This window comes from Hoylesella oralis ATCC 33269 (assembly GCF_000185145.2).
In the GTDB taxonomy this organism is placed as follows: domain Bacteria; phylum Bacteroidota; class Bacteroidia; order Bacteroidales; family Bacteroidaceae; genus Prevotella; species Prevotella phocaeensis.
In genome coordinates this window covers 19,725-41,963 of the sequence record NZ_GL833119.1, presented here as the reverse complement: position 1 = coordinate 41,963, position 22,239 = coordinate 19,725, and the positions used below count along the sequence as shown (strand labels likewise).

13 protein-coding genes are annotated in these 22,239 nt (G+C 45.5%); 10 read left to right on the top strand and 3 right to left on the bottom strand.

Annotated features, from left to right (window positions below):
• Window positions 1-7 precede the first annotated feature (7 nt).
• From HMPREF0663_RS02970 to HMPREF0663_RS02960, 3 genes are read right to left on the bottom strand one after another with little or no spacing between them, the layout of a single operon-like run.
• On the bottom strand, window positions 8-1,222 hold the full coding sequence (locus HMPREF0663_RS02970; protein ID WP_016665340.1) for a SusF/SusE family carbohydrate-binding protein: 1,215 nt from the start codon (window positions 1,220-1,222) through the stop codon (window positions 8-10).
• A gap of 29 nt (window positions 1,223-1,251) precedes the next feature.
• The gene (susD, locus tag HMPREF0663_RS02965) at window positions 1,252-2,943 is read right to left on the bottom strand and encodes a starch-binding outer membrane lipoprotein SusD (protein ID WP_004368676.1); all 1,692 of its coding nucleotides are present in this window, start codon (window positions 2,941-2,943) and stop codon (window positions 1,252-1,254) included.
• Window positions 2,944-2,959: 16 nt separating this feature from the next.
• Window positions 2,960-6,004, bottom strand: a complete 3,045-nt coding sequence (locus tag HMPREF0663_RS02960; protein ID WP_040560358.1) for a SusC/RagA family TonB-linked outer membrane protein — start codon at window positions 6,002-6,004, stop codon at window positions 2,960-2,962.
• Window positions 6,005-6,408: 404 nt separating this feature from the next.
• Between HMPREF0663_RS02960 and HMPREF0663_RS02955 the strand changes: the two genes are divergently transcribed.
• The 10 genes from HMPREF0663_RS02955 (at window position 6,409) to HMPREF0663_RS02910 (ending at window position 21,903) form a co-directional block, all read left to right on the top strand.
• Window positions 6,409-7,434, top strand: coding sequence for a LacI family DNA-binding transcriptional regulator (locus HMPREF0663_RS02955; protein WP_004368673.1), 1,026 nt, complete (start codon window positions 6,409-6,411; stop codon window positions 7,432-7,434).
• A gap of 183 nt (window positions 7,435-7,617) precedes the next feature.
• Window positions 7,618-8,931 carry an MFS transporter gene (locus tag HMPREF0663_RS02950; protein ID WP_004368672.1) on the top strand — a complete coding sequence of 438 codons (1,314 nt, stop codon included), beginning with the start codon at window positions 7,618-7,620 and terminating at the stop codon, window positions 8,929-8,931.
• Window positions 8,932-9,056: 125 nt separating this feature from the next.
• Window positions 9,057-9,620 carry a phosphatase PAP2 family protein gene (locus HMPREF0663_RS02945; protein ID WP_004368671.1) on the top strand — a complete coding sequence of 188 codons (564 nt, stop codon included), beginning with the start codon at window positions 9,057-9,059 and terminating at the stop codon, window positions 9,618-9,620.
• A 391-nt stretch (window positions 9,621-10,011) separates the two neighbouring features.
• A complete protein-coding gene (locus HMPREF0663_RS02940) occupies window positions 10,012-12,714 on the top strand; it encodes a 4-alpha-glucanotransferase (RefSeq protein ID WP_004368670.1) in 2,703 nt (900 codons plus the stop codon).
• A gap of 66 nt (window positions 12,715-12,780) precedes the next feature.
• Complete coding sequence (locus tag HMPREF0663_RS02935; RefSeq protein ID WP_016665338.1) at window positions 12,781-14,913, top strand: glycoside hydrolase family 97 protein; 2,133 nt, start codon at window positions 12,781-12,783, stop codon at window positions 14,911-14,913.
• Between the two features lie 53 nt (window positions 14,914-14,966).
• A complete protein-coding gene (gene pulA / locus HMPREF0663_RS02930) occupies window positions 14,967-16,955 on the top strand; it encodes a type I pullulanase (RefSeq protein ID WP_004368668.1) in 1,989 nt (662 codons plus the stop codon).
• Window positions 16,956-16,977: 22 nt separating this feature from the next.
• A complete protein-coding gene (locus HMPREF0663_RS02925; RefSeq protein WP_004368667.1) occupies window positions 16,978-18,903 on the top strand; it encodes a glycoside hydrolase family 13 protein in 1,926 nt (641 codons plus the stop codon).
• A gap of 174 nt (window positions 18,904-19,077) precedes the next feature.
• Window positions 19,078-19,617, top strand: a complete 540-nt coding sequence (locus HMPREF0663_RS02920) for an RNA polymerase sigma factor (RefSeq protein WP_004368665.1) — start codon at window positions 19,078-19,080, stop codon at window positions 19,615-19,617.
• A complete protein-coding gene (locus HMPREF0663_RS02915; RefSeq protein ID WP_004368663.1) occupies window positions 19,614-20,915 on the top strand; it encodes a zf-HC2 domain-containing protein in 1,302 nt (433 codons plus the stop codon). Before HMPREF0663_RS02920 ends, HMPREF0663_RS02915 begins: the two co-directional genes overlap by 4 nt.
• A 604-nt stretch (window positions 20,916-21,519) precedes the next feature.
• Window positions 21,520-21,903 (top strand): hypothetical protein, encoded by a 384-nt coding sequence (locus HMPREF0663_RS02910; RefSeq protein WP_004368658.1) that lies wholly within the window; start codon window positions 21,520-21,522, stop codon window positions 21,901-21,903.
• Window positions 21,904-22,239 lie beyond the last annotated feature (336 nt).

Below are 22,239 nucleotides of genomic sequence, written 5' to 3'. Positions count from 1 at the left end.
TTTGTTATTATTTTACTTCACCGGTGTTAAGGTTAAAGTCTACATAGAGTTTCTGTCCGGGAGAACATGCTACGGAGTAATCGGCACCTTTTTCCGTCCAAGAGTCTATAATATTGAGATCACGCCAGTAAATAGAGCCGTTGAAGAGTGTAAATTCCGTTCTCCACCAATCTAATCCGGGCACTTTGATGTAGGCGCGGAGTTCGCCTGCCGCCGTGAAAGCGGGAGAAATCCAGTTGTCGAACTGTGTTGTGGGTTGCTGCAATGCAAGGTCTGAATTGGCATCTGCCCACGAACCGGTTGCTTTACCGATAGTATAAGCTGCTGCAGGGTAGATGTGGAAAGTGTATGCAACTTCGCTTGCGCCAAGTTTAGTGGTTACATAAATAGTATACCATCCGGCATTGGCGATGACTATATTGCCGTCTCCCGTTTGCTCACTGATACCTGCACTGGCCTGATCATCAAATTCTGCCACGTTTTTATAACCGCGCCAATCGCCTTCAGATTCACCCCATTTGAACGAATCTCCGGCTTTAGCGTAGATGATGGAGTAGAAATCGCCACCCTTCTGCGGATCGTTTCCATAGACAGGAGCCATCTTCTTCCAGTAAGACCAGTACTTCTTATCGCTATCGTTACCAATAGACGAGCCTACAAGATACAAACTCTGAGGATATGTGAGCTTGGGTGCCACGTAGGTAGCAAGAACTTTCGGCAGAGTGATAACGTTGGAATAAACGGAGTCCATCGGAGTGCCGGCCAAGTTGACGGGAGTTGCAAGCAGGCGTACGTATAGCTGACGGGCAGTTGCAGGATAGGCTACATCGCCGTTAGCATCCTTATACATGGCAAGCATGGCATTGTTGATCTCTAAAGGATCGACATTCATACTGGCAGTAGTATAAGGAGTATCCAACTGACGGAAGTTAGCATTACTGTTGCTGCCGAAAGTCTGGTCGAGCGATACTTGTACGAAGTATTTTACAACGTAAGGTACACCACCGTAATCGGGTTGGGTGCATGTCAGATTTAATCCGTTTGCACTTGCGAGGTCGTAAGTGTTATTTTCGGCATTCGCCGGCGTATTAAGAACGAAACTTGATGCGTTGGGAATGAATGTCGGGTTGCTGTTATCGTCTTTCTCACATGATGTCAGTACGAAAGATGTCAATGCGAGCAGGGAGAACAGGCGTCCTATATTAAATATTTTCTTGTTCATAACTTTCATGTTTTATCCTTGATACTTAATTAATAATCGGCATTTTGGTGCATGTTCTCATTGTTGTTGATATCATCCAACGGGATGGGATAATATTTAAAGTGAGAATCTACAGCTTGTCCGTTAGGGACACCGCCTTTCCAAGCCCAGTTATATTTCTTTCCGGTAAACATATCGAAGCGTATCAAATCGCTGCGACGTCGGCCTTCCATATAGAACTCACGGCTCCATTCATCGATGAGGTCTTGCTCTGTGAGCTGTGTCAGCGGAGTGGCATTGGCACGTGCACGGAGTACATTAACATCGTTAATGGCTGTCATGTCGCCTTTACGCCATTTAGCTTCTGCGCGAGTCATGAATGCTTCTGCATAACGTATCAATGGAATATCCATATCAGGGAATTCTTTATCATGAACTGTTTTCCCATCGGTACGTATATTCTGGAACTTTACAACGGAAATACCATCGAGAAAGTTATTCAGCTTGTCGGTACGCAACTTGCGTATACCGCCGCCACGACCGGCATAAAACAAAGCTCGGTCGTCGCCTGCTGCTGCAATGATGCTCTTTGTATCGGAACCGTCTTGTGCATCCAAAGCTATAATCTCTGCTTCGGTCAGGTTATCTGGAGCCTTTACGGTTGACATAGGTATATCATCGTTCGGGAAGAATTTCTCTATCAAATTCGGGCGAGCGTAGTTACAGCTCCAGCAATTGGTGGTACCTGCATAAGGCATACCGGTAATGCGGGTAGAGCTGATCAAATAAGTTGCTCCCGAAAAGCTGCGTGTTTTCTCCCCATCTTGACGTATCGGAAGAATGATTTCTTTCATGGCATCGGTGTTCTCGTCATTGTCTGCCATGAACAGCTGTGCATAACCACTGTAGGTGAGCCCATTGGTAGGATTGGTTTTAGGCACGTTGCTCAACTTATAAGCACCGCTATTGATGATTTTATCGCAGTATTCAATGGCCTTATCATAAGCTTTTGTTACACCGTTTGTATAAACAGGAGCATTGAGAGCCAAACGTGCGTGGAGCATATATGCGGCACCTTGGTCTACACGACCGTAGTTTTTACTGTCGTTGAACGAACCGATTGCCGAGAGTTGACTCTCTATTTCGGTGAGTTCGTTGTCGATCCAATCGTAAAGATCTTTACCGGCTTTTTCTACCGGTTTTTCTGTCATTGAAGATTTTTCGTCCTTGAAAGGAGCTTTATGCCACAGGTCGAGGAAATACCAATAGTGCAAAGCGCGCAGGAAACGAACCTCTGCACGATAGTATTTATAGTTAGCATCTTCTGCTTTTCCGGCAGTTTCCTGCAAATAGAAGTTGCAGAGAGTTATATCATATCCTAAACGTTGGTATGCCCATTGGGTACGTACAGAGGTGGAGTTCCATGATATACCTGTGATTTGCGGTATATCTTGATCGGTCTGCCACGCCCAGTTACATTCATCGGTAGGTAGAGTCTGGAGATTAAAAGTGGTACGATAGAAACCGGATTCGCCTTCATCGGAGCTGATATCCCCTGCTCCCGTCGCGCCTTTTTGTCCGGTTACGCCGAGTGTTCCGTAAACCTTAGCCAGCAAAGACATGTCTTCAAACGAAGGTGAAGTTTGCGGATCGATTGACGAAATATTTAGGTCATCGGCACAAGAGGCCATTCCTAAAGCGAGAAGACCTGCGACAGCCGTTTTAACAAATATATGTCTCATAATGATATTTTTTATGTTAGAAGTTCAAGTTCACACCGAGTTGGAAACTCATGGGGCGTGGATAAGGGTTGTTGTCTACACCTGATGAAACTTCAGGATCGATACCCTTGTATTTTGTAATGATAAATGGATTCTGAACAGTGAAGAATATACGACCGGAGAAATAATCCTTTTTCGCACATTTCAATAAAGGATCAAAACTATAACCCAATGTGATGTTAGAACACTTCAGGTAAGAAGCATTGCGAACAAAGTAATCGGAAAGCCAATAATCGGTACCTATACCGGTGAAACCTAATGCAACTGCTTCCGGAGTTGTATTGGTGAATGCACTGTTAGAATATAGTCCCGGGGAACTGATAGCGGCCTTGCTTGAGAGGTTATCATAATATATATAGTTCCCTAACGATGCATGGAATGCTGCACTAAGGTCCCAATTCTTGTAAAGGAACTTGCTCGTAAAGCCCATAATCACGTCTGCCGATGGCTTTTTATAGAAATAACGATCGCTTGCATTAATCTGTCCGTCGCCGTTACGGTCAACATACATTCCTTCTATAGGTTTGCCATCTTTATCGTAGACTTGCTGATAAACAAAGAAAGAGTTTGCCGCATATCCGACTCTATTTGCCATTATCTGTGTATTATTGCCGCGTGAAATCTTAGTACCTGTCGGTACGTAATAATCTTTATTACCAGTTGCGTTCCCTGTGAGTTCGGTAATCTCATTATGATTCCACGATATATTGTAAGTTACATCCCAAGTGAAGTCTTTTGTTACAACGGGTTTAGCGTTGATTGCAAATTCAATACCGTAGTTCTCGAGTGAACCTATGTTCTTTAACAAGGTAGAGCCGAAGTTTGTACCTACAGGGATTACCACTGTATTCAAAAGGTTGCGAGTCTTACGGTAATATCCATCTATGTTGGTAGAAATACGTCCGTTGAGAACAGAAAAGTCGATACCGGCGTTATAGGTAGTTGTAGTTTCCCATTTACGATCTTCGTTATAAGCCGATGGACGTTGTGTATAGTAATAGGTGTCGCCGAACGGATACATAGCATAAGAATTGCCCAACGTGTAAAGAGGCATATAACCGAAGTCGTCGCTGAGCTTGTTGTCACCGGAAGGATCTATCAATTCCTGTTGTCCGGTTACACCCCAGCCCAAACGGAGTTTCAATTCATCTATCCAAGAAGCTTTATTTATGAACTTCTCATTATTGATCTTCCATGCAAAAGCTGCCGAAGGGAAATAGCCCCACCGATGTCCTTTGCCGAAACGTGATGAACCATCGGCACGGAATGTGGCTGTAAGCATATAACGCTTTAGTAGTGTATAATTCATACGTCCGAAGTAAGAAACCAACGTGTTACGCGTTGCCCATTCCTGTTCGGAACGAATAGAAGGGTTATATATTTCTCCTGTGTAAGGATCAGTGCCTTGTCCTTCGTTGTAACCGCTACGATGATAATGGCTCTCTTCAGCACCACCCATTACATCTATATTATGTATGCCGAATTCATGCTGATACTGTGCATAAATATTGCCTGTGAGAGAGTATTTCCAGTATTTAGTTACACCATCCCAGCCATAGTAGTTATTAGAATAGGAATATTTTGAAATTGTCTCGTCTTGCGAACTGCTGGTGTATTGGGCACCGATGTTCCCGTGGATATGTAAATCTTCGAAACCGTGAATCTTATAGTCTACTTCGAAGTTTCCTGTGAAGTCGTTTGCATGCGCAATGGTTTCTTTTAAGTTAAGTAGTGCCAATGGGTTTTGCGGTGCATTTGGATTGTTGGTGTATTTCCAGTTAGGATCTTTGAAAGAAGCATTCTGCGAAGGTTGATAATATCCACCGAAGAATTGTGAAGTTTCATCGTTAGAGTATACAGGACGGGTGGGATCAATACTCAGAGCAGCACCAATTGCGCCGTTGGCATCAGCATAACGGTCTTTTTCGTACATGTATTTTCCCGTAATATTGAAGTTCAGATGCTTGTCGAGCAGTGAAGGTGCAAGATTTAAAGATAAATTTGCACGACGCATCCATGATGTCTTCACGATACCGTCAGAAATGTTATAACCGGCACTTATGCGATACGGCATGTTCTTCAGGCCGCCACTCATGGAGATATTATGGTTTGTAGATACAGAAGTACGGAAGATTTGGTCTTGCCAATCGGTATTCTCCGTACCGAGTTTGCTAACATCAAGGCCGACTCTTGCTGCCAATGCCCGATATTCATCACCATTCAGAGTTTCGTACTTTTTCTGTATGGTAGATACAGTTACATCTCCATTATAGGTAAACTGCGGTTTCTGCCCGTCACGTCCCTTCTTTGTTGTGATGATAATTACGCCATTTGATGCACGACTTCCGTATATAGCCGTTGCCGAAGCATCTTTCAATACAGTAAATGTTTCGATATCATTCGGGTTGATCATGGCGAGAATATTGCTCATACCTTTAGCGGTGTTGCCGTCTATAGTAAGTCCATCGATTACATAGAGAGGATCATTGGATGCATTAAGCGAGGAACCTCCACGTACACGTATCTGTGCCCCTGCCCCCGGAGTGCCACCTGCAGTGATCACATCAACACCGGCTATCTTGCCTACCATCATATCCGTAGCGTTGTTTGTGATACCTTTAGATAGCTCATCCGGCTTAATGGCCGTTACGGAACCTGTCAGGTCTTCCTTTCTAGCACGCCCATAACCGATGACGACAACATCTTTGAGTGTAGTCTGTTCGCTGACAAGCGATACTGCAACATTCGGTGCCGCCGGCACTGTTGCCGTCTGATAGCCGATATAGGTTATAGAAATCGTAGCGCCAGACTTAGCCTGAATGGTGAAATTACCGTTGATATCTGTCATTACGCCGCCATCTTGTCCGGCTACACGGACCGTGGCGCCAATGACGGGTTCGCCGGTATCATCCTTAACATGGCCTTTCACAGTAATTTGCTGTGCAAAGGCACTTGCTGAAAGAATAAGCCCACATATGATAGCGAGCATTCTTAGAGGTAATGAAATTTTTACCTGCTTCATCATTTTTGTTTTTAAGTTAACGTTATTTAAAGTAATTGTTAGTTCAATGTTTAGGTTTTATACCTTATTATATTATATGTTTTGTTTCATGTTTGGTCATTAGGTAGGTTTCTTTTTCGTGGGATAAGGAACCGCTATAGTACGCCAAAAGCTATTTTACCGGTGTCTTTCCGTTTCAACTTTTTATGCAAAGTTAGTTTTGTTTACGTATGTTTGTAATTTTTTTCAGTTAAATCCGTTATTTATAACATGCAAACGTTTGCGTTAGGAAAGGCAGGTAATTTATATACCTTTTATGTCTTGTTCGGTATATTTGCATACTTTTGCATAGAAGAATCTATTATAACAGGCGAACCAGTAATAGAGCATGGTCGCAAAAGAATATTGATAAAAGCCATACCTAAATGAAAGAATCTTCACCTATGACAATGAAAGATATTGCAAGAGAGTTTGACGTCTCTATTGCAACGGTGTCTCGTGCGCTGAAAGATAGTCCCCATATTAGTGCAGACAGGCGAGAGAAGATCAAAACCTTTGCACGCGAACATAATTTTATACCCAATGTAATTGCGGAAAGTCTACGTAACAGTCGTGTGAAACCTATCAAGATCATTGGTGTTATCATACCACAGTTTACTCATTTTTATTTTTCTTCGGTGCTGAGCGGTATAGAGGAAGAGGCTTCGGCGCGCGGATATCAGGTAATGGTGGCTCAAAGTAATGAGAAATACGGACGCGAAGTGGAGATTTGTCAATCGTTTTATGAAAATAAGGTGTGTGGTATCATTGTGTCGCAGGCTAAAGATACCAATAAATACGATCACTTCCAAAAACTTATCGACCGCGGAGTACCGATCGTATTCTACGATCGTATTTGTACTGGATTGAATTGTAGCCGTGTTGTAGTAGACGATTATATGGGTGCTTATACGGCCGTAACCTATCTGATCGATTCCGGTTGCCGTAATATAGCATTCTATGGAACTTCCATGACGTTGGAGATATCGAAGAACCGCTATAACGGTTACCGCGATGCTTTGGTAAAATACGGTTTGCAACCCGATAATCGGTTTGTGAAATATTGCGATAATCGGGCCGATGCAGAGGCCATCACGCCCGACTTGTTGAGTATGCCCGATCATCCGGATGCCTTTTTTGCCGTGAACGACGATACGGCCATCGGCATTTTGTACTCGGCTAAAAGACATGGATTTCGCGTGCCCGACGATATTAGCATTTGCGGATTTACCAATGGGTACCGTGCCATAGCCTGCGATCCCATGCTCACTACCGTAGAGCAGCGCGGTGTGCAAGTGGGCGAAGAAGCTGCAAATATCCTCATAGGTCAGGTGGAAGGCTCAATTCCCACTGATAAAGTGGAGCGGCGTATTGTCAGGACACGACTCATTGTGAGGGGAACAACGAGGTAGAGCCGTCATAATCACAGCCTCCCCCATCCCCTCCAAAGGAGGGAAGAATTTTACTAAAGCTGTGGTTTCTTGGTAGAGAAACGATTCTATAGATATAAGTAAGTTTAACAAATAAAACAATATTCCTTCAGCATCTAATCAATGCTCCCCTCCTTTGGTGGGGATGAAGGAGGCCTATAAATTATGAAAAATAAACCCGATCTTAGCTTCTGGAAACTTTGGAATTTGAGTTTCGGATTCTTCGGCGTACAAATTGCATACGCTTTGCAGAGTGCAAACATTTCACGCATCTTTGCCACGCTTGGTGCAGATCCTCATGATCTCAGTTATTTCTGGGTACTCCCGCCGCTCATGGGCATCATTGTGCAGCCCATTGTGGGTACGCTTTCCGATAAAACTTGGTGCCGTTTTGGCCGTCGCATACCTTATTTGTTCGTAGGTGCAACGGTGGCCGTGCTCGTTATGTGCCTGCTGCCCAATGCCGGTTCGTTCGGTATGGCGGTGTCGACCGCAATGACTTTTGGCCTTATATCGCTGATGTTCCTCGATACAAGTATTAATATGGCGATGCAACCGTTTAAGATGCTTGTGGGCGATATGGTGAACGAGAAGCAGAAAGCCTTGGCCTATTCCATACAGAGCTTCCTCTGTAATGCGGGATCAGTGGCAGGTTTCGTGTTTCCTTTCTTCTTTACGTGGCTCGGCATACAGAATGTAGCGCCGAAAGGGGTAGTGCCCGACTCGGTTATCTGGGCGTTTTATGTAGGTGCGGCCATTCTTATTCTCTGCGTAATCTATACCACAGTCAAAGTAAAGGAGTGGAATCCGCAGCAATATGCCGAGTACAACGGGGTGAAAGAAGTCCAAAAGGAAGAGAAAGCCGACTGGATAACCTTGCTCAGGCATGCACCGAAAGCGTTTTGGGAGGTCGGTCTTGTGCAGTTTTTCTGCTGGGCTGCATTCCTCAATATGTGGAACTATACCCCGGGTGCCATTGCCGAAACGGTGTGGAACACCACGGATACCGCCTCTGCGGGTTATCAAGAAGCAGGCAACTGGGTGGGTATACTTTATGCAGTGCAGGCCGTTGGCAGCGTTGTTTGGGCATTGGCGCTGCCTTTCTTCCCCAGTAAAAAGGCGGGATATGCCATAAGTCTGGTGCTTGGCGGCGTGGGTTTCGCCATGATACCGTTCATCTCCAACCAGTATATGCTCTTTGTGCCTTACGTGTTGATAGGTTGCGCATGGGCTGCCATGCTCGCCATGCCGTTTACTTTTATTACAAATGCGCTGCAAGGCTATGGACACATGGGAGCTTACCTCGGGCTTTTCAACGGTACGATATGCGTGCCGCAGATCGTAGCAGCTCTGCTCGGCGGCACTATCTTGTGGCTTGTGGGCTCCATGCAAAGCCACATGATGTATGTGGCCGGTGCATGTCTCGTTATCGGAGCGTTGTGCGTGCCGTTCATCAAGGAACACGAAGTTGCCGAATAGATATTAAAAAAGATTGTAATAAGGTATATGGGGATAGGGAACTATCCCCTTTTTGTTATGTTGTTTGCGTATTTTCTTTAGGGTTTACGGCATCGATATTTTAAAAATGTATTATCTTTGTAACGATGAAAACATTTCTTTTTTCAATATTCTGTACCCTGTCGTTGGCAGTGAACGCTCAAGATAAGACGTATCATGGTGACGGTATCGACGATTATCTGCGTTTTGTACCCATAACATCGGTGTTTGTAATGAAGGCCTGCGGTGTGGAGAGCGCCAGTTCTTGGAAACGTCTTGCGGTAAATACGGCGGCATCTTATGTCGTTTCATCGGGCGTTGCCTACAGTTTGAAGCACACCATACACGAGCGACGCCCCGACGGTACCGATAACAGAAGTTTCCCCTCGGGGCATGCCACGGCGGCTTTTGCGGGGGCAACCATTCTGCATAAAGAGTATGGAAAGCTCTCGCCGTGGATCAGTGTGGCGGGTTATAGCGTGGCAACACTTACGGCTGTAGACCGCGTAAGGCGTAACCGCCATGCGTGGGGCGACGTTGCGGCGGGGGCAGCCATCGGTGTTGGCGGTACTGTGTTGGGCTATTGGCTCGGCGACATGCTGACCGGAGAGAAGAGCCGTTATGCAGTTAGCGCGGGTACAGACGGTATTCAGCTCACCATCAATTTATGAAAACGATTGCTTTACGTATGGTTCGTTAACGGCGAAAAGCACGTTTTTATTTCTGTCTTTCTGCGATTAAGGTAATTTAAAGCAATATTTTCGGCTGTTAGATGTGCTTTTTAAAGCCGATAAACATGCTGTCTAACGCTGATATGTGATATATCTGTCGGCGATAGACGGGTGCTCTATCGTTGGATATTCTGTGGCTTGGACCTCTTTAATCTTTCTCGTTTCGTCTTTTGTATAGTTGTATGATTTTCTTATTTATAATGAGCGATGGCATTATTTTTTATTTGCAATGCAAACGTTTGCGCTTACTTTTCACCGATTTATGTAACGATTGGAAATGTACTTATGCGATATTTGCTAATTTTGAAACCGATATACTAACCAAATTGTCATGAAAATAATATTTAATATAGACTATAAAACGGTCTTTGGAGAAGAGCTCGTGTTGAATATATTAGGCACCGATCGGAAAGGTACCGTTAAAGCGTCGCAGTTCAGAATGTCTACGCTCGACGGTTCTCATTGGACTTATCAAATGAACAAGGCTCAATCGCAGCTGCCCGAAGTGATGGATTATTTCTACAGTGTGGACTGTTCGGGGCATGAGCAGCGCCATGAATGGTCGGCAGAAGCCCATCGGTTGGAAATAAATGTGCTGAAAGGCCTTCAATATCGGGTGTACGACCGCTGGATAGATATCCCCGAAGACGCGTATCTCTATAGTTCTGCATTCACAGACTGCCTTTCGGGGCGTAGCGTAAAGCCTGTGGAGAAGTGCGGATATGGCAAAACGGTGAGATTGAAAGTCCGTGCACCGCAGTTGCTGGGCGATTGTTGCATGGCTGTTTCGGGCAGTTGCAAGGCATTGGGTGCATGGAATGCACAGGAAGCCGTGCGGATGACCGAACATAACTACCACGAGTGGGTGGTGGACTTGAATGCAGATGATTTCGAAGATAATAAGGTTGAGTTTAAATTTGTGGCTGTAGACGCTCGTTATGGCAGTGCCGATCCTACGTGGGAAACAGGACTTAACCGTACCGTCACGCTGCCCGAGATGCGCGAGGGCGACGTGGTTGTGTACGAACTTTCGCAGGCTTTCCTGCCAATCTATAACCGGAAGGTAGCGGGAACACTCGTTCCGGTGTTCTCGTTGCGCTCGAAGAGCAGTTTCGGAGTGGGCGACTTCGGCGATTTGAAGCTGATGATAGACTTCGTGGCGATGACCGGACAGCGCGTTCTGCAGGTGCTCCCGCTTAACGATACCACCACTACACACACGTGGACCGACTCGTATCCTTACAGTTGCATCAGCATCTTTGCCTTGCATCCGCAATATGTAGACCTGCGACAGCTCCCTCTGTTGGAGGATGAGGCCGAGCGTAAGAGGTATATGGCCTTGCAAAAAGAACTCAACGGCTTGCCTAAGGTCGACTATGAGCGTGTGAACAATGCCAAAACGGCCTATCTTAAAAAGATTTATGAGCAGTCGGGAAAGACGATTGTTGCTTCATCCGGATATAAAAAGTTCTTTAAGGAAGCCGAACAGTGGCTGGTTCCGTATGCGCAATATTGTTATCTGCGCGATTTGCACGGCACGGTCGATTTCTCTGAATGGAAAGGACATGAAACGTGGAACGAGGCCGAACGCAAAATGTTGTCGTCGCCTAAAAACAAGGCTTATAAGGAATTAGAGTTCTACTACTACGTGCAATATGTGCTGAATGAGCAGTTAGAGGCTGTTCATGCCTACGCTAAAAGCAAGCACGTGATATTGAAAGGAGACATACCCATCGGGGTGAACCGTCGCGGATGCGACGTGTGGATGGAACCGAAGTACTTCTGTCTCGACAGTCAGGCCGGTGCACCGCCCGATAATTTCTCGGTCAACGGGCAAAACTGGGGCTTCCCTACCTATAATTGGGATGCCATGTTGCAGGATGACTGCCATTGGTGGGTGCGCAGGTTTCGCTACATGTCGAAATACTTCGATGCTTATCGCATAGATCATGTGTTGGGCTTCTTCCGTATATGGGATATCCCGATCGATTGTGTAAACGGTCTGATGGGGCAGTTCTCACCCTCTTTGGGCATGACTCGCGAGGAGATCGAGGCCTACGGGCTGCATTTTCAAGAGGAACTTTTCACTCGTCCGTTCATTGCCGATTGGGTTGTCGACCGTATGTTCTGCGAATATGCCGACGAGGTGCGCGAGAAGTATCTCGAAAAAGCACATGACGATATTTATAACCTGAAGCCTGAATACGATACGCAACGCAAGATAGAGGCGGCGTTCATAGGCAAGACCACCGATAAGGACACTATGTTGCGCGATGGTTTGTACGCCTTGGCGAGCAATGTGCTATTTGTACGCGACAGGAAAGATACAAATAAATTCCATCCGCGTATCACCGCACAGTTCAATTTGATGTATGAAGCGCTCTACGACAGTGATAAAGACACGTTCAACCGTATTTATAACGACTATTATTACCGCCGTAATAATCAGTTCTGGTATAGGGAAGCCATGAAAAAACTGCCCAAGTTGGTGCAGTCTACTCGCATGCTGGTGTGTGCGGAAGACCTCGGTATGGTGCCCGACTGTGTGGCATGGGTGATGGACGAGCTGCGCATATTGAGCCTCGAAGTACAGTCTATGCCGAAAAGCCCCGAAGTAAGGTTTGCACATCTGGCGCAAAATCCTTATCGAAGTGTGGATACAATCTCATCGCATGATATGCCTACTCTTCGCCAATGGTGGGATGAAGACCGTGAACGTACGCAGGAATACTACAATACGATGCTTCAACGGCAAGGAGCTGCACCGCATCCGCTGCCCGGATGGCTTGCACGCGATATCATTTCGCGCCATCTTGCGTCGCCGTCGATGCTTTGTGTGCTTTCTATACAGGATTGGATGGCCGTTGACGAGCAGCTCCGTCTGGCCGATAAGGATGCAGAACGTATCAATGTTCCGGCAAATCCATGCTATTATTGGCGCTATCGTATGCATGTGAATATCGAAGAGCTGATGCAGAATGATGATTTTAGGGAGAATATCAAGCAACTTATCGCCGAATCAGATAGGAAATAATTAAATTTGCGGGAAGAAGTCGGTATGATGCCGGCGTTGTCTAATCCTTTTAAATATAAGATGAATATGCATAAAATCAAACTTCTTTTGGCGTTTCTGATGCTTCCGATGGCAGTCTTGGCACAGGAGGTAAAATCGCCCGACGGCAATGTATGCGTGACGTTCTCGCTCACCGGCAACGGCGTTCCCACCTATGAAATGACGTATAAGCGCAAAAGTGTGATTAAGCCGAGCCGTTTAGGACTGGAACTCGCCAAGGATAAGCACGCTTCGAAAGGTTTGGAAGAGACGAGTTTGATGGATGGATTTGCCATTGCCGATACGAAAACGTCGGCTTTTGATGAGACATGGAAACCCGTTTGGGGCGAAACGGCAACGATACGCAATCATTATAACGAGCTGGCAGTAACGCTCCATCAGGCGTCTTCCGATCGCAATATCGTGATACGCTTTCGTGTTTACAACGACGGAATGGGCTTTCGTTACGAATTTCCGCAGCAAAAATCGCTTAATTACTTCATTATAAAAGAGGAGCACACGCAGTTTACCATGGCCGGAGACCACATGGCGTGGTGGCTTCCGGGCGATTACGACACGCAAGAGTATGAAACTGTTACCTCAAAACTTTCGCAGATACGTGGATTGATGAAGCAGTCTGTTACGGAAAATTCCTCTCAAACGCCGTTCTCAGATACGGGCGTGCAGACTTCTTTGCAGATGAAATCGGCCGACGGGCTTTATATTAATATTCATGAGGCGGCTTGTATCAACTACGCCACCATGCACTTGGACCTCGATGATAAAAACATGGTGTTCGAATCTTGGCTAACTCCCGACGCTACAGGGCTGAAAGGCTGCATACAGACGCCCTTCAACACACCTTGGCGCACAGTGATAGTGAGCGATGATGCACGAGATATGCTGTCTTCCAACCTGATATTGAACCTTAACGAGCCGTGCAAAATAGAAGATACCAGCTGGATTCGCCCCGTAAAATTCTGCGGAGTGTGGTGGGAGATGATTGTCGGAAAGAGCACATGGAGCTATACAGACGAGTTTCCTTCGGTGCATTTGGGCGTTACAGATTACACAAAAGCGAAGCCGAACGGCCGACATGGGGCTAATAACGACAATGTAAGGCGATATATCGACTTTGCCGCCGCCAACGGAATAAACGAAGTGCTGGTAGAGGGATGGAACATTGGCTGGGAAGATTGGGCTAACCGCTGGAAACAAGACGTGTTCGACTTCGTTACGCCTTATCCCGATTTCGATTTGAAGGCGCTTAACGAGTATGCACACAATAAGGGCGTGAAGCTGATGATGCACCACGAGACGTCTTCTTCGGTCATTAATTACGAACGACACATGGAGAATGCCTATCAATTAATGAACAAATACGGCTACGATGCGGTAAAGAGCGGATACGTGGGAGATATTATTCCACGCGGAGACCATCACTATAGCCAGTCTATGAATAACCATTATCTCTACGCCATACAGCAGGCAGCCAAACATCATGTAATGGTTGACGCCCACGAAGCGGTGCGTCCCACCGGTCTTTGCCGAACCTATCCCAATTTGTTGGGCAATGAATCGGCTCGAGGCACGGAGTATGAGGCTTTCGGAGGGAGTAAACCCGACCACACAGTGATACTCCCGTTCACTCGATTGCAGGGTGGACCGATGGATTATACACCGGGTATCCTTGAAACGCAGCTCAGCACGTGGAGCGAGAACAAGAACATAATCCACACCACATTGGTAGGTCAGCTAGCTTTGTATGTAACAATGTACAGTCCGCTGCAGATGGTGGCCGACTTACCAGAGAACTATGCCAAGTTCGACGATGCCTTTCAGTTCATTCGCGACGTAGCTGTAGATTGGGACGACAGTAAATATCTCGAAGCCGAACCGGGTGATTACATTACCGTGGCACGCAAGGCGAAGGGAACGAATAACTGGTTTATCGGCGGGAAATGTGATGAGAACGGGCACAAGAGCGTAGTAAAACTCGATTTCCTCGATAAGGGCCGTACCTACGATTGTACCATCTATGCCGATGCCCCTGATGCTGATTATGAAAAGAATCATAAGGCTTACGTGATTACACACCGCACAGTAAAGAAAGGGGATGTGTTGAAACTGATGCAAGCCCGTGGAGGCGGCTTTGCAGTTTCGCTGATTGTAAAGCGATAGAATATAGGAGATGTGTGGAAAGGTATATCTCTTGTATAGTTAAATTATCCGTTATGATAACTAAAAAATTACTCTCTACAATCACTTCTATAGTATTTTCTTTGATATCTACCGATGCTTTTGCACAGGAATGCCGTTTTAATGAGGTTGATTATACGCCCAAAGAAACGACTTTCAGGCTGTTTGCACCGTCGACAGCCAAAAAGGTTTGCTTGAAGATATATAGGGACGATTACACCAATCCCATGGATGTAGGCAAGACAAAGAAAATGAAATTGGCTGGTAAAGACCTGTGGGAACTGACCGTGAAAGGGGATTTGAAAGGAAAATACTATACTTTTTCTGTTTTTCAACATAGGCGTTATTCACGCGGTTGTCTCTTTTCACCCTCCAATAAGTATTTCTCTTATGGCGAAACACCGGGTGTATTTGCCAAGGCAGTGGGCGTTAATGGTAAGCGAGGCGCGGTGATAGACATGAACGAAACCGATCCGCAAGGCTGGAAGAACGATCGCCGACCGGCGTTGGAGTCGCCCTCCGATCTTGTTATCTATGAGCTTCATCACCGCGATTTCTCCATCGATGCCTCGTCGGGCTTGGTCAATAAGGGCAAATTCTTGGCTCTTACAGAACCCAAGGCCATTGATTATCTGAAAGAACTCGGCGTGAACGCCATTCATATTTTGCCTTCTTTCGACTATGCTTCGGTGGATGAAACGCGCTTAAACATTCCTCAGTACAACTGGGGATACGATCCATTGAACTACAATGTGCCCGAGGGATCGTACTCCACCGATCCGTATAACCCTGTTACGCGTATCAAAGAGTTCAAGCAGATGGTGCAGGCATTGCATCAGGCTGGCATCCGAGTGGTCTTGGATGTGGTGTATAATCATACTTTCAATATAGAGGGAAGCGCCTTTCAGCGCACTTATCCCGATTATTTTTACCGAAAACTGCCTAACGGGAAGTATTCCAACGGCTCGGGATGCGGCAATGAAACGGCTTCGGAGCGGGCTATGATGCGCCGATTTATGATAGAATCGGTGAAATACTGGATTGATGAATACCATATAGATGGCTTCCGGTTCGACTTGATGGGCGTTCACGATATAGAAACGATGAACGATATTCGTGCCGAGGTAGACAAGATAGATCCGTCAATCTTCATCTATGGCGAGGGGTGGAGTGCCGGTAGTTGCGCTTATCCCGCAGATAAACTCGCACTGAAAGTCAATCTGCCGCAAATGTCTGGCATAGCTGCTTTCTCCGATGATATCAGAGATGCCCTTCGCGGGCCGTTCAACGATGATAGGAAGGGGGCATTTCTTGCCGGAATATCGGGGAGTGAAGAGAGTCTGAAGGCCGGTATTGTCGGCATGACAGCCCATTCCCAAGTAGATTACGGTAAGGTGAATTATAGCAAAAAGGCGTGGGCGATGCAGCCTACACAGATGATCAGTTACGTTAGCTGCCACGATGATATGTGTTTAGTAGACCGCCTGAAGGCCAGTATTCCCGATATTACGACCGACGAACTTATCCGTTTAGACCTTTTGGCGCAGACCGCAGTATTCACGTCGCAGGGAGTTCCTTTCATTCTGTGCGGCGAAGAAATGCTCCGTAACAAAAAAGGAGTGCACAATAGTTATAATTCTCCCGATAGTATCAACCGTTTGGACTGGAACAATCTGAAGAAATATCCGAAGGTATTTGAATATTACAAGGGACTTATCTCTTTGCGAAAAGGCCACAAAGCATTCCGCATGGCCGACACGGAAGACGTGAGCAATCATCTTAAGTTTATTTGTTCACAGCCTTGTTTGCTCGGCTTTTCGTTGAATGGCCATGCCGTCGGAGATGTGTGGAATACGATTATCGTAATTCTTAATTCGAACCGCGAGGCCAAGGTTGTAGACATACCGCAAGGAAAATACACGGTTGTGTGCTGCGATGGTGTGATCGACGAGAACGGTTTGGGCGAAACGGCGGGCGGAAAGGTAGTGGTCAATCCGCAGTCGGCCTTGATTTTGCATGATTAAATTACTTAAAAACAATCGAAATATGAAGAAAATACTCCTGCTATTCAGCCTTATTCTCGGCGCAATCGATATGAATGCCGGCGTTAAGATCGACAGGATCGAGCCTTCCGACTGGTATGTAGGCATGAAAGATGCCTCGCTACAGTTGATGGTCTATGGCAAGAACATTCGGACGGCCGATGTTGCAACGGATTATCTCGGTGTTCGTGTCGACAGTGTAGTGCGCCTTCAATCGCCTAATTATTTGTTGGTATATCTCAATGTGGGCGGGGCTAAGGCCGGTGAAATGACACTTACGTTTACCAGCAAAGGCTCGAAAGCAAAGGTAAAATACCGCTTGAGGGATAGAGAAATGTCCGGCGAGGCGCGTAAAGGCTTTACTAATGCCGACGTGCTTTATATGCTGATGCCCGACCGCTTTGCCAACGGAAATCCTAAGAACGACCAGCTTAAAGGCATGAATACCTATAAAAACGATCGTACACAGCCGAGTTTGCGCCACGGTGGCGACCTTGAAGGTCTTCGGCAGCATCTCGATTATTTCAATAAATTGGGTGTTACAGCGCTGTGGCTTACCCCCGTATTAGAAAATAATTCGCCCGATAACAACGGTTATAGCACCTATCACGGCTACGGAACGACGGATTATTACAAGGTAGATCCCCGTTTCGGAACGAATGAAGAGTACAAACAACTCGTTTCGGAGGCCCACCGTCATGGTTTGAAAGTAGTTATGGATATGATATTCAACCATTGCGGCTTCGAACATCCGTGGGTACGAGACATTCCCTCGGCCGATTGGTTCAATACATCCGAATGGATGGGAGCGCCGAAAGGACAGACCGACGGCACGCATGCGGCCGGACAAGAGGCTTCTTACGGTCGGGATCGGTCGAAATATCTGCAAACTTCGTATAAACTGACGCCCGTTCTCGATCCATATGCCTCGAAAATAGATTTGAAAGAAACGGTCGATGGCTGGTTCGTACCCACTTATCCCGACCTAAATCAGCGCAATCCGCATGTGATGAAATACCTTGTACAGAACAGTATATGGTGGATAGAGACGGTAGGGATAGACGGTATTCGAATGGACACTTATCCCTATGCCGACCGTAGGGCCATGTCGCATTGGATGAAGACGCTCGACGCAGAATACCCAAACTTCAATACTGTGGGCGAAACATGGGTAACAGAACCGGCCTATACCGCCGCATGGCAGAAGGATTCCAAGCTGTCTGCCATCAATAGTTATCTGAAAACGGTGATGGATTTCAGCTTCTTCGACAAGTTAAATATGGCGAAGAACGAAGATACAGACGATTGGTGGAAAGGATACAACCGCATTTACAACAGCTTGGTGTATGATTATCTCTACGAAAACCCGTCGAGTGTGATGGCTTTCATAGAGAACCACGACACGGATCGTTTCCTTGGTAACGGCAGAGATACGTTGCTGTTGAAACAGGCTTTGGCACTCCTCCTTACGATAAACCGCATACCTCAGTTGTATTATGGCACGGAAGTGCTGATGAACGGCACCAAGGAAGTAACCGACGGTAATGTGCGCAAGGACTTTCCGGGTGGCTTCTCGGGCGACAGCCACAACGCTTTTACGGCGGAAGGGCGTACGGTCGAGGAGAATGCCATGTTCGACTGGCTTAGCAGATTGCTGCATTGGAGACTCGGAAACGAACTCATTACCAAGGGGAAGCAGGTGCAGTTTATTCCCTACAAGGGCATTTATGTAGTGGCGAGGCAGTATCGTGGCAAAACTTCTCTCACGATATTGAACGGCCGGAATGCCGAAGGAGAGCTGGATGTAGCCCGCTATGCCGAGGTTATCGGCAACACGAAATCGGCACGCGACGTAATGACAGGCACAGCGATAGACCTTTCTCGTAACCGGAAACTGAGTCCGCGACAGACGTTGATCATAGAGTTTTAGCACCGAGGCGGTTCCTCTGTTACGGGAACCGCCTTGTTTTTGTTCTTTTATACAGTCTTTTACAGCAAGAAAAATACGTTCTTTTTCAATTATATCCATATCGTTTAAATCTTTTTCTTCGTTCGTGCGTCTTTATTTGTAGATTGCAATCTTCACCATAATTTTGTAAAACTAATGAAGAAGAAAAATAATGAACGACGGTCAACATCGCGGTTTGTCGAAGCCATGCAGTCCGAACGGCCGAACATGTTGCGCTATGCACGCTATAGACTTGGCAGTCGTGAAGATGCCGAAGACGCGGTGCAGGATGCTTTCTTTATGCTTTGTAACCGAGAGTATGGTGTCGGTTGCGATGATATTGCCGACCTGCGCGGCTATTTATTTCGCATGTTATCGAACCTCTGTGCCACTCGTTTGCGCCGTACTCCGTACATAGAACACCTCTCGACCGACGTTTTAAGGAACTTATCTGCCGAACAGCCGAGCACATTCGGACAGGAATACTGTAAGATAACGTTGCTCTTAGCGTCGATACCCGACGAACAAGCCGAGGTAATACGCCTGCGTATCTACGGTAACAAGAGTTTTGCCGAGATTGCCGGCATCCTCTTGCTGCCTTTACCTACGGTAAAATCGCGCTTTCGTTATGGCATCGATAAAATCAGGAAAGGGATGCAGCCGTCCCATGTTGAACCTTTAAAAGCAAAAAAATGATGACTTGTGAAGAATTTAAGAATAGGATAGCCGACCTGTTCGATAAGAATGTGGAACCGGATGCGGCAGAACTTTTGTATGAACATATGGATATATGTCCGGAATGCAGAGAGTATTATAACAATTTTGCTGACACCATAGGGGTATTAATGCCGAAACTGTATGGCGAATGCTGTATTGGTAAAAAGAAAAGGCATGCATTCGCAAAGCAAAAAACGATACGTATAGCCGGAATAGCCGCGGCGTTTGCGTTGGGTATGTTATTGGGATGGAGCCATCTGTTTACCGCGGAAGCTACGGCAACCGTTACCGATAATTTTTCTATAAACGATGCCTTGAACAGCGTTCGCAATGTAGGAAGCTGTTCGGTCGAGATGTTTGTACGCGCTTCTGCTATAGAAAATTTTGCTTCTATCGATCCTGCGGCCGACTTCATTGCCGTGTCTATGAAAACACTTCGTGTGGGCGATTCTCTTTATTGGCGAGTAGAAAGGCAAGGAGGTCGCACGGTCGTATTCGACGGAAAGGAGCAATATATGTGGTATCGGGGCGGACAAATGATGAAAGGCGGGCATGATACCGACTTTTTAGAGTATTTCAAGATACTTTTATATCCCGACCAGCTGTTGAATACGCAGAAAGCGATGCTCGGGAAATATCCGGATAGCAAGCATAAAACGAGCGAAAACGATACCGTAATCACGATGACGACTGAGATAGATGTGCCGGATGGCGACCTTATATCGCTGTTTCGTACCGGAAAAGCGGAGAAGGTGCATGTGATAATAGAAAACTTGTTTACGAAAAACGATAGACTTTTACGGCGTGTCCGGGTGTGGATTATGCAGAATGGTAGACGTATATTGGTGGCGAAATCGGGTAAAATAGAGTATAACCTTATGCTTTCCAAGGCACAACTGATAGCCCTGCCGAACACGGATGCCGCGAGGTGGCAGCGTGTAGATAGTATTCCGCAGGTTTATTCGCCGCGTGTAAAAGCCTTACAGGTCGAAACTGCCACGCAAGCCGCGCAACGTATCATCGGCGCATTGATAAAAGGAGATACGAATATTGCCCATGAAGCATTGTATTATTATCAGTCTCAGTTGGATCGCCTGAAGGAATATTACCGCAATACCCATGCCGAAGCGTTCAGCGAGCCTAAGCGCGACGGCGATTATGCGGGCGTATATGTGTTTTACAAGTTTACTGATAGAAAGGGAAAAACAACGGTTGAACACATTGCACTGCGGTGCGATAACCCGCAGCACATATGGATTGCCGACGGAGGTTTGTAACGCGTTCTCCACGGAGGGTGCAGATGTTTCAGACGTGTGGTGCATCTAAGCATCTTCGATAGGTATTCTAACAGCATTAGAATACCTATCTGCCTTTGTTAGATATACCACTTGTCTGATACACATCTTAGATGTAGTTAAATCAGCAATGCTATTTATCAAAATTCGTTGGGCGTTCCGCCGGCTTATTCGTATATTTGTAAATGGGAAAGAGATATCCTCAAATAGACTGAACTATCTTTTGTTAATTTAAAGATACAATTATAAACCTTTGCTAATTTGTCGGGGTGATATCTTGTGTTCTATAATTTTTTGTATATTTGCATAGAAAATAAAATCAATTTCTTTAACCCATACGTCATGAAAACAAATAAACTTAGTTCTGAAAACTACACAGATATTCGTGACATTATTCTCATATAGAGAATGAAGTGTGTTTCCATTGCTTTATTGTGTTTACTAACAGTGTACAAACAGAGATGATGTATAAAAGAATTGTAGATAATTATCAATCGATATTGTCCAAGGAACATACAAATTGTGGGGTATATCATAATTTATCTTTAGATTTGCTCAAATACTTATAAGCAATAAAGATTCAATAATGATGTTTATTAAAGAGAATTATTCCATATATTTTTTAAGTCTATACAAAGATATTGATAACAATGATTATTGTAAGGTGTCTTACGATGATATCATTGGGTATTCTGAATTGGCTTTTAATGAAAAACCTGCTTTAATAATGGGAAAGACTGTAAAAGAGGTAGAAGAAAAATATGATTTACTATCAACAAGAGCTGATCCATGTTTATCTAAATATATGTCTTCACGTAAAGTATGCGCTGCAGAATATCTTGCAAGGTGTGCACTTTCTTGTACAGGTGGCCCCTTTTTAGCAGCGGCAGGGATTGAACTTGCTACATATGAACTTGATGAATGTCTTGACTCTTCTTTATTTCGTTACCAACACAGTCATGAAAAATGAATAAATACGATCAATTGTTAATCATAATACTCCTATTGCTTTCTATCGGAAAGGAACGGATTTATGGGATTTCAACTACGGTATTTGGGGGGAAAAGCTATGTCTTATTATTGCTTTATTTATTAAGTACATTATATTATATCTCCCGTTTCGTATGGGTTTTTAAAGTAGAAAAGAGGGTGAATTATCGTTTGTTGATAGCTGTTGTCGCCATCATTCTCTTAACAATAATCGGACAACTGTAGAAATATCATTTCGTAGATTTACCTTCTCTCTCCCTTAAGTACAGTTGTTTCTCTCAAAAATATCCCGAACTCAAGCAAATTTGTATGTATC

Coding starts and splice junctions, on each gene's coding strand:
- HMPREF0663_RS02970 (WP_016665340.1), bottom strand. CDS start 1,222: ATGAACAAGAAAATATTTAATATAGGACGCCTGTTCTCCCTGCTCGCA.
- susD (WP_004368676.1), bottom strand. CDS start 2,943: ATGAGACATATATTTGTTAAAACGGCTGTCGCAGGTCTTCTCGCTTTA.
- HMPREF0663_RS02960 (WP_040560358.1), bottom strand. CDS start 6,004: ATGAAGCAGGTAAAAATTTCATTACCTCTAAGAATGCTCGCTATCATA.
- HMPREF0663_RS02955 (WP_004368673.1), top strand. CDS start 6,409: ATGAAAGAATCTTCACCTATGACAATGAAAGATATTGCAAGAGAGTTT.
- HMPREF0663_RS02950 (WP_004368672.1), top strand. CDS start 7,618: ATGAAAAATAAACCCGATCTTAGCTTCTGGAAACTTTGGAATTTGAGT.
- HMPREF0663_RS02945 (WP_004368671.1), top strand. CDS start 9,057: ATGAAAACATTTCTTTTTTCAATATTCTGTACCCTGTCGTTGGCAGTG.
- HMPREF0663_RS02940 (WP_004368670.1), top strand. CDS start 10,012: ATGAAAATAATATTTAATATAGACTATAAAACGGTCTTTGGAGAAGAG.
- HMPREF0663_RS02935 (WP_016665338.1), top strand. CDS start 12,781: ATGCATAAAATCAAACTTCTTTTGGCGTTTCTGATGCTTCCGATGGCA.
- pulA (WP_004368668.1), top strand. CDS start 14,967: ATGATAACTAAAAAATTACTCTCTACAATCACTTCTATAGTATTTTCT.
- HMPREF0663_RS02925 (WP_004368667.1), top strand. CDS start 16,978: ATGAAGAAAATACTCCTGCTATTCAGCCTTATTCTCGGCGCAATCGAT.
- HMPREF0663_RS02920 (WP_004368665.1), top strand. CDS start 19,078: ATGAAGAAGAAAAATAATGAACGACGGTCAACATCGCGGTTTGTCGAA.
- HMPREF0663_RS02915 (WP_004368663.1), top strand. CDS start 19,614: ATGATGACTTGTGAAGAATTTAAGAATAGGATAGCCGACCTGTTCGAT.
- HMPREF0663_RS02910 (WP_004368658.1), top strand. CDS start 21,520: ATGATGTTTATTAAAGAGAATTATTCCATATATTTTTTAAGTCTATAC.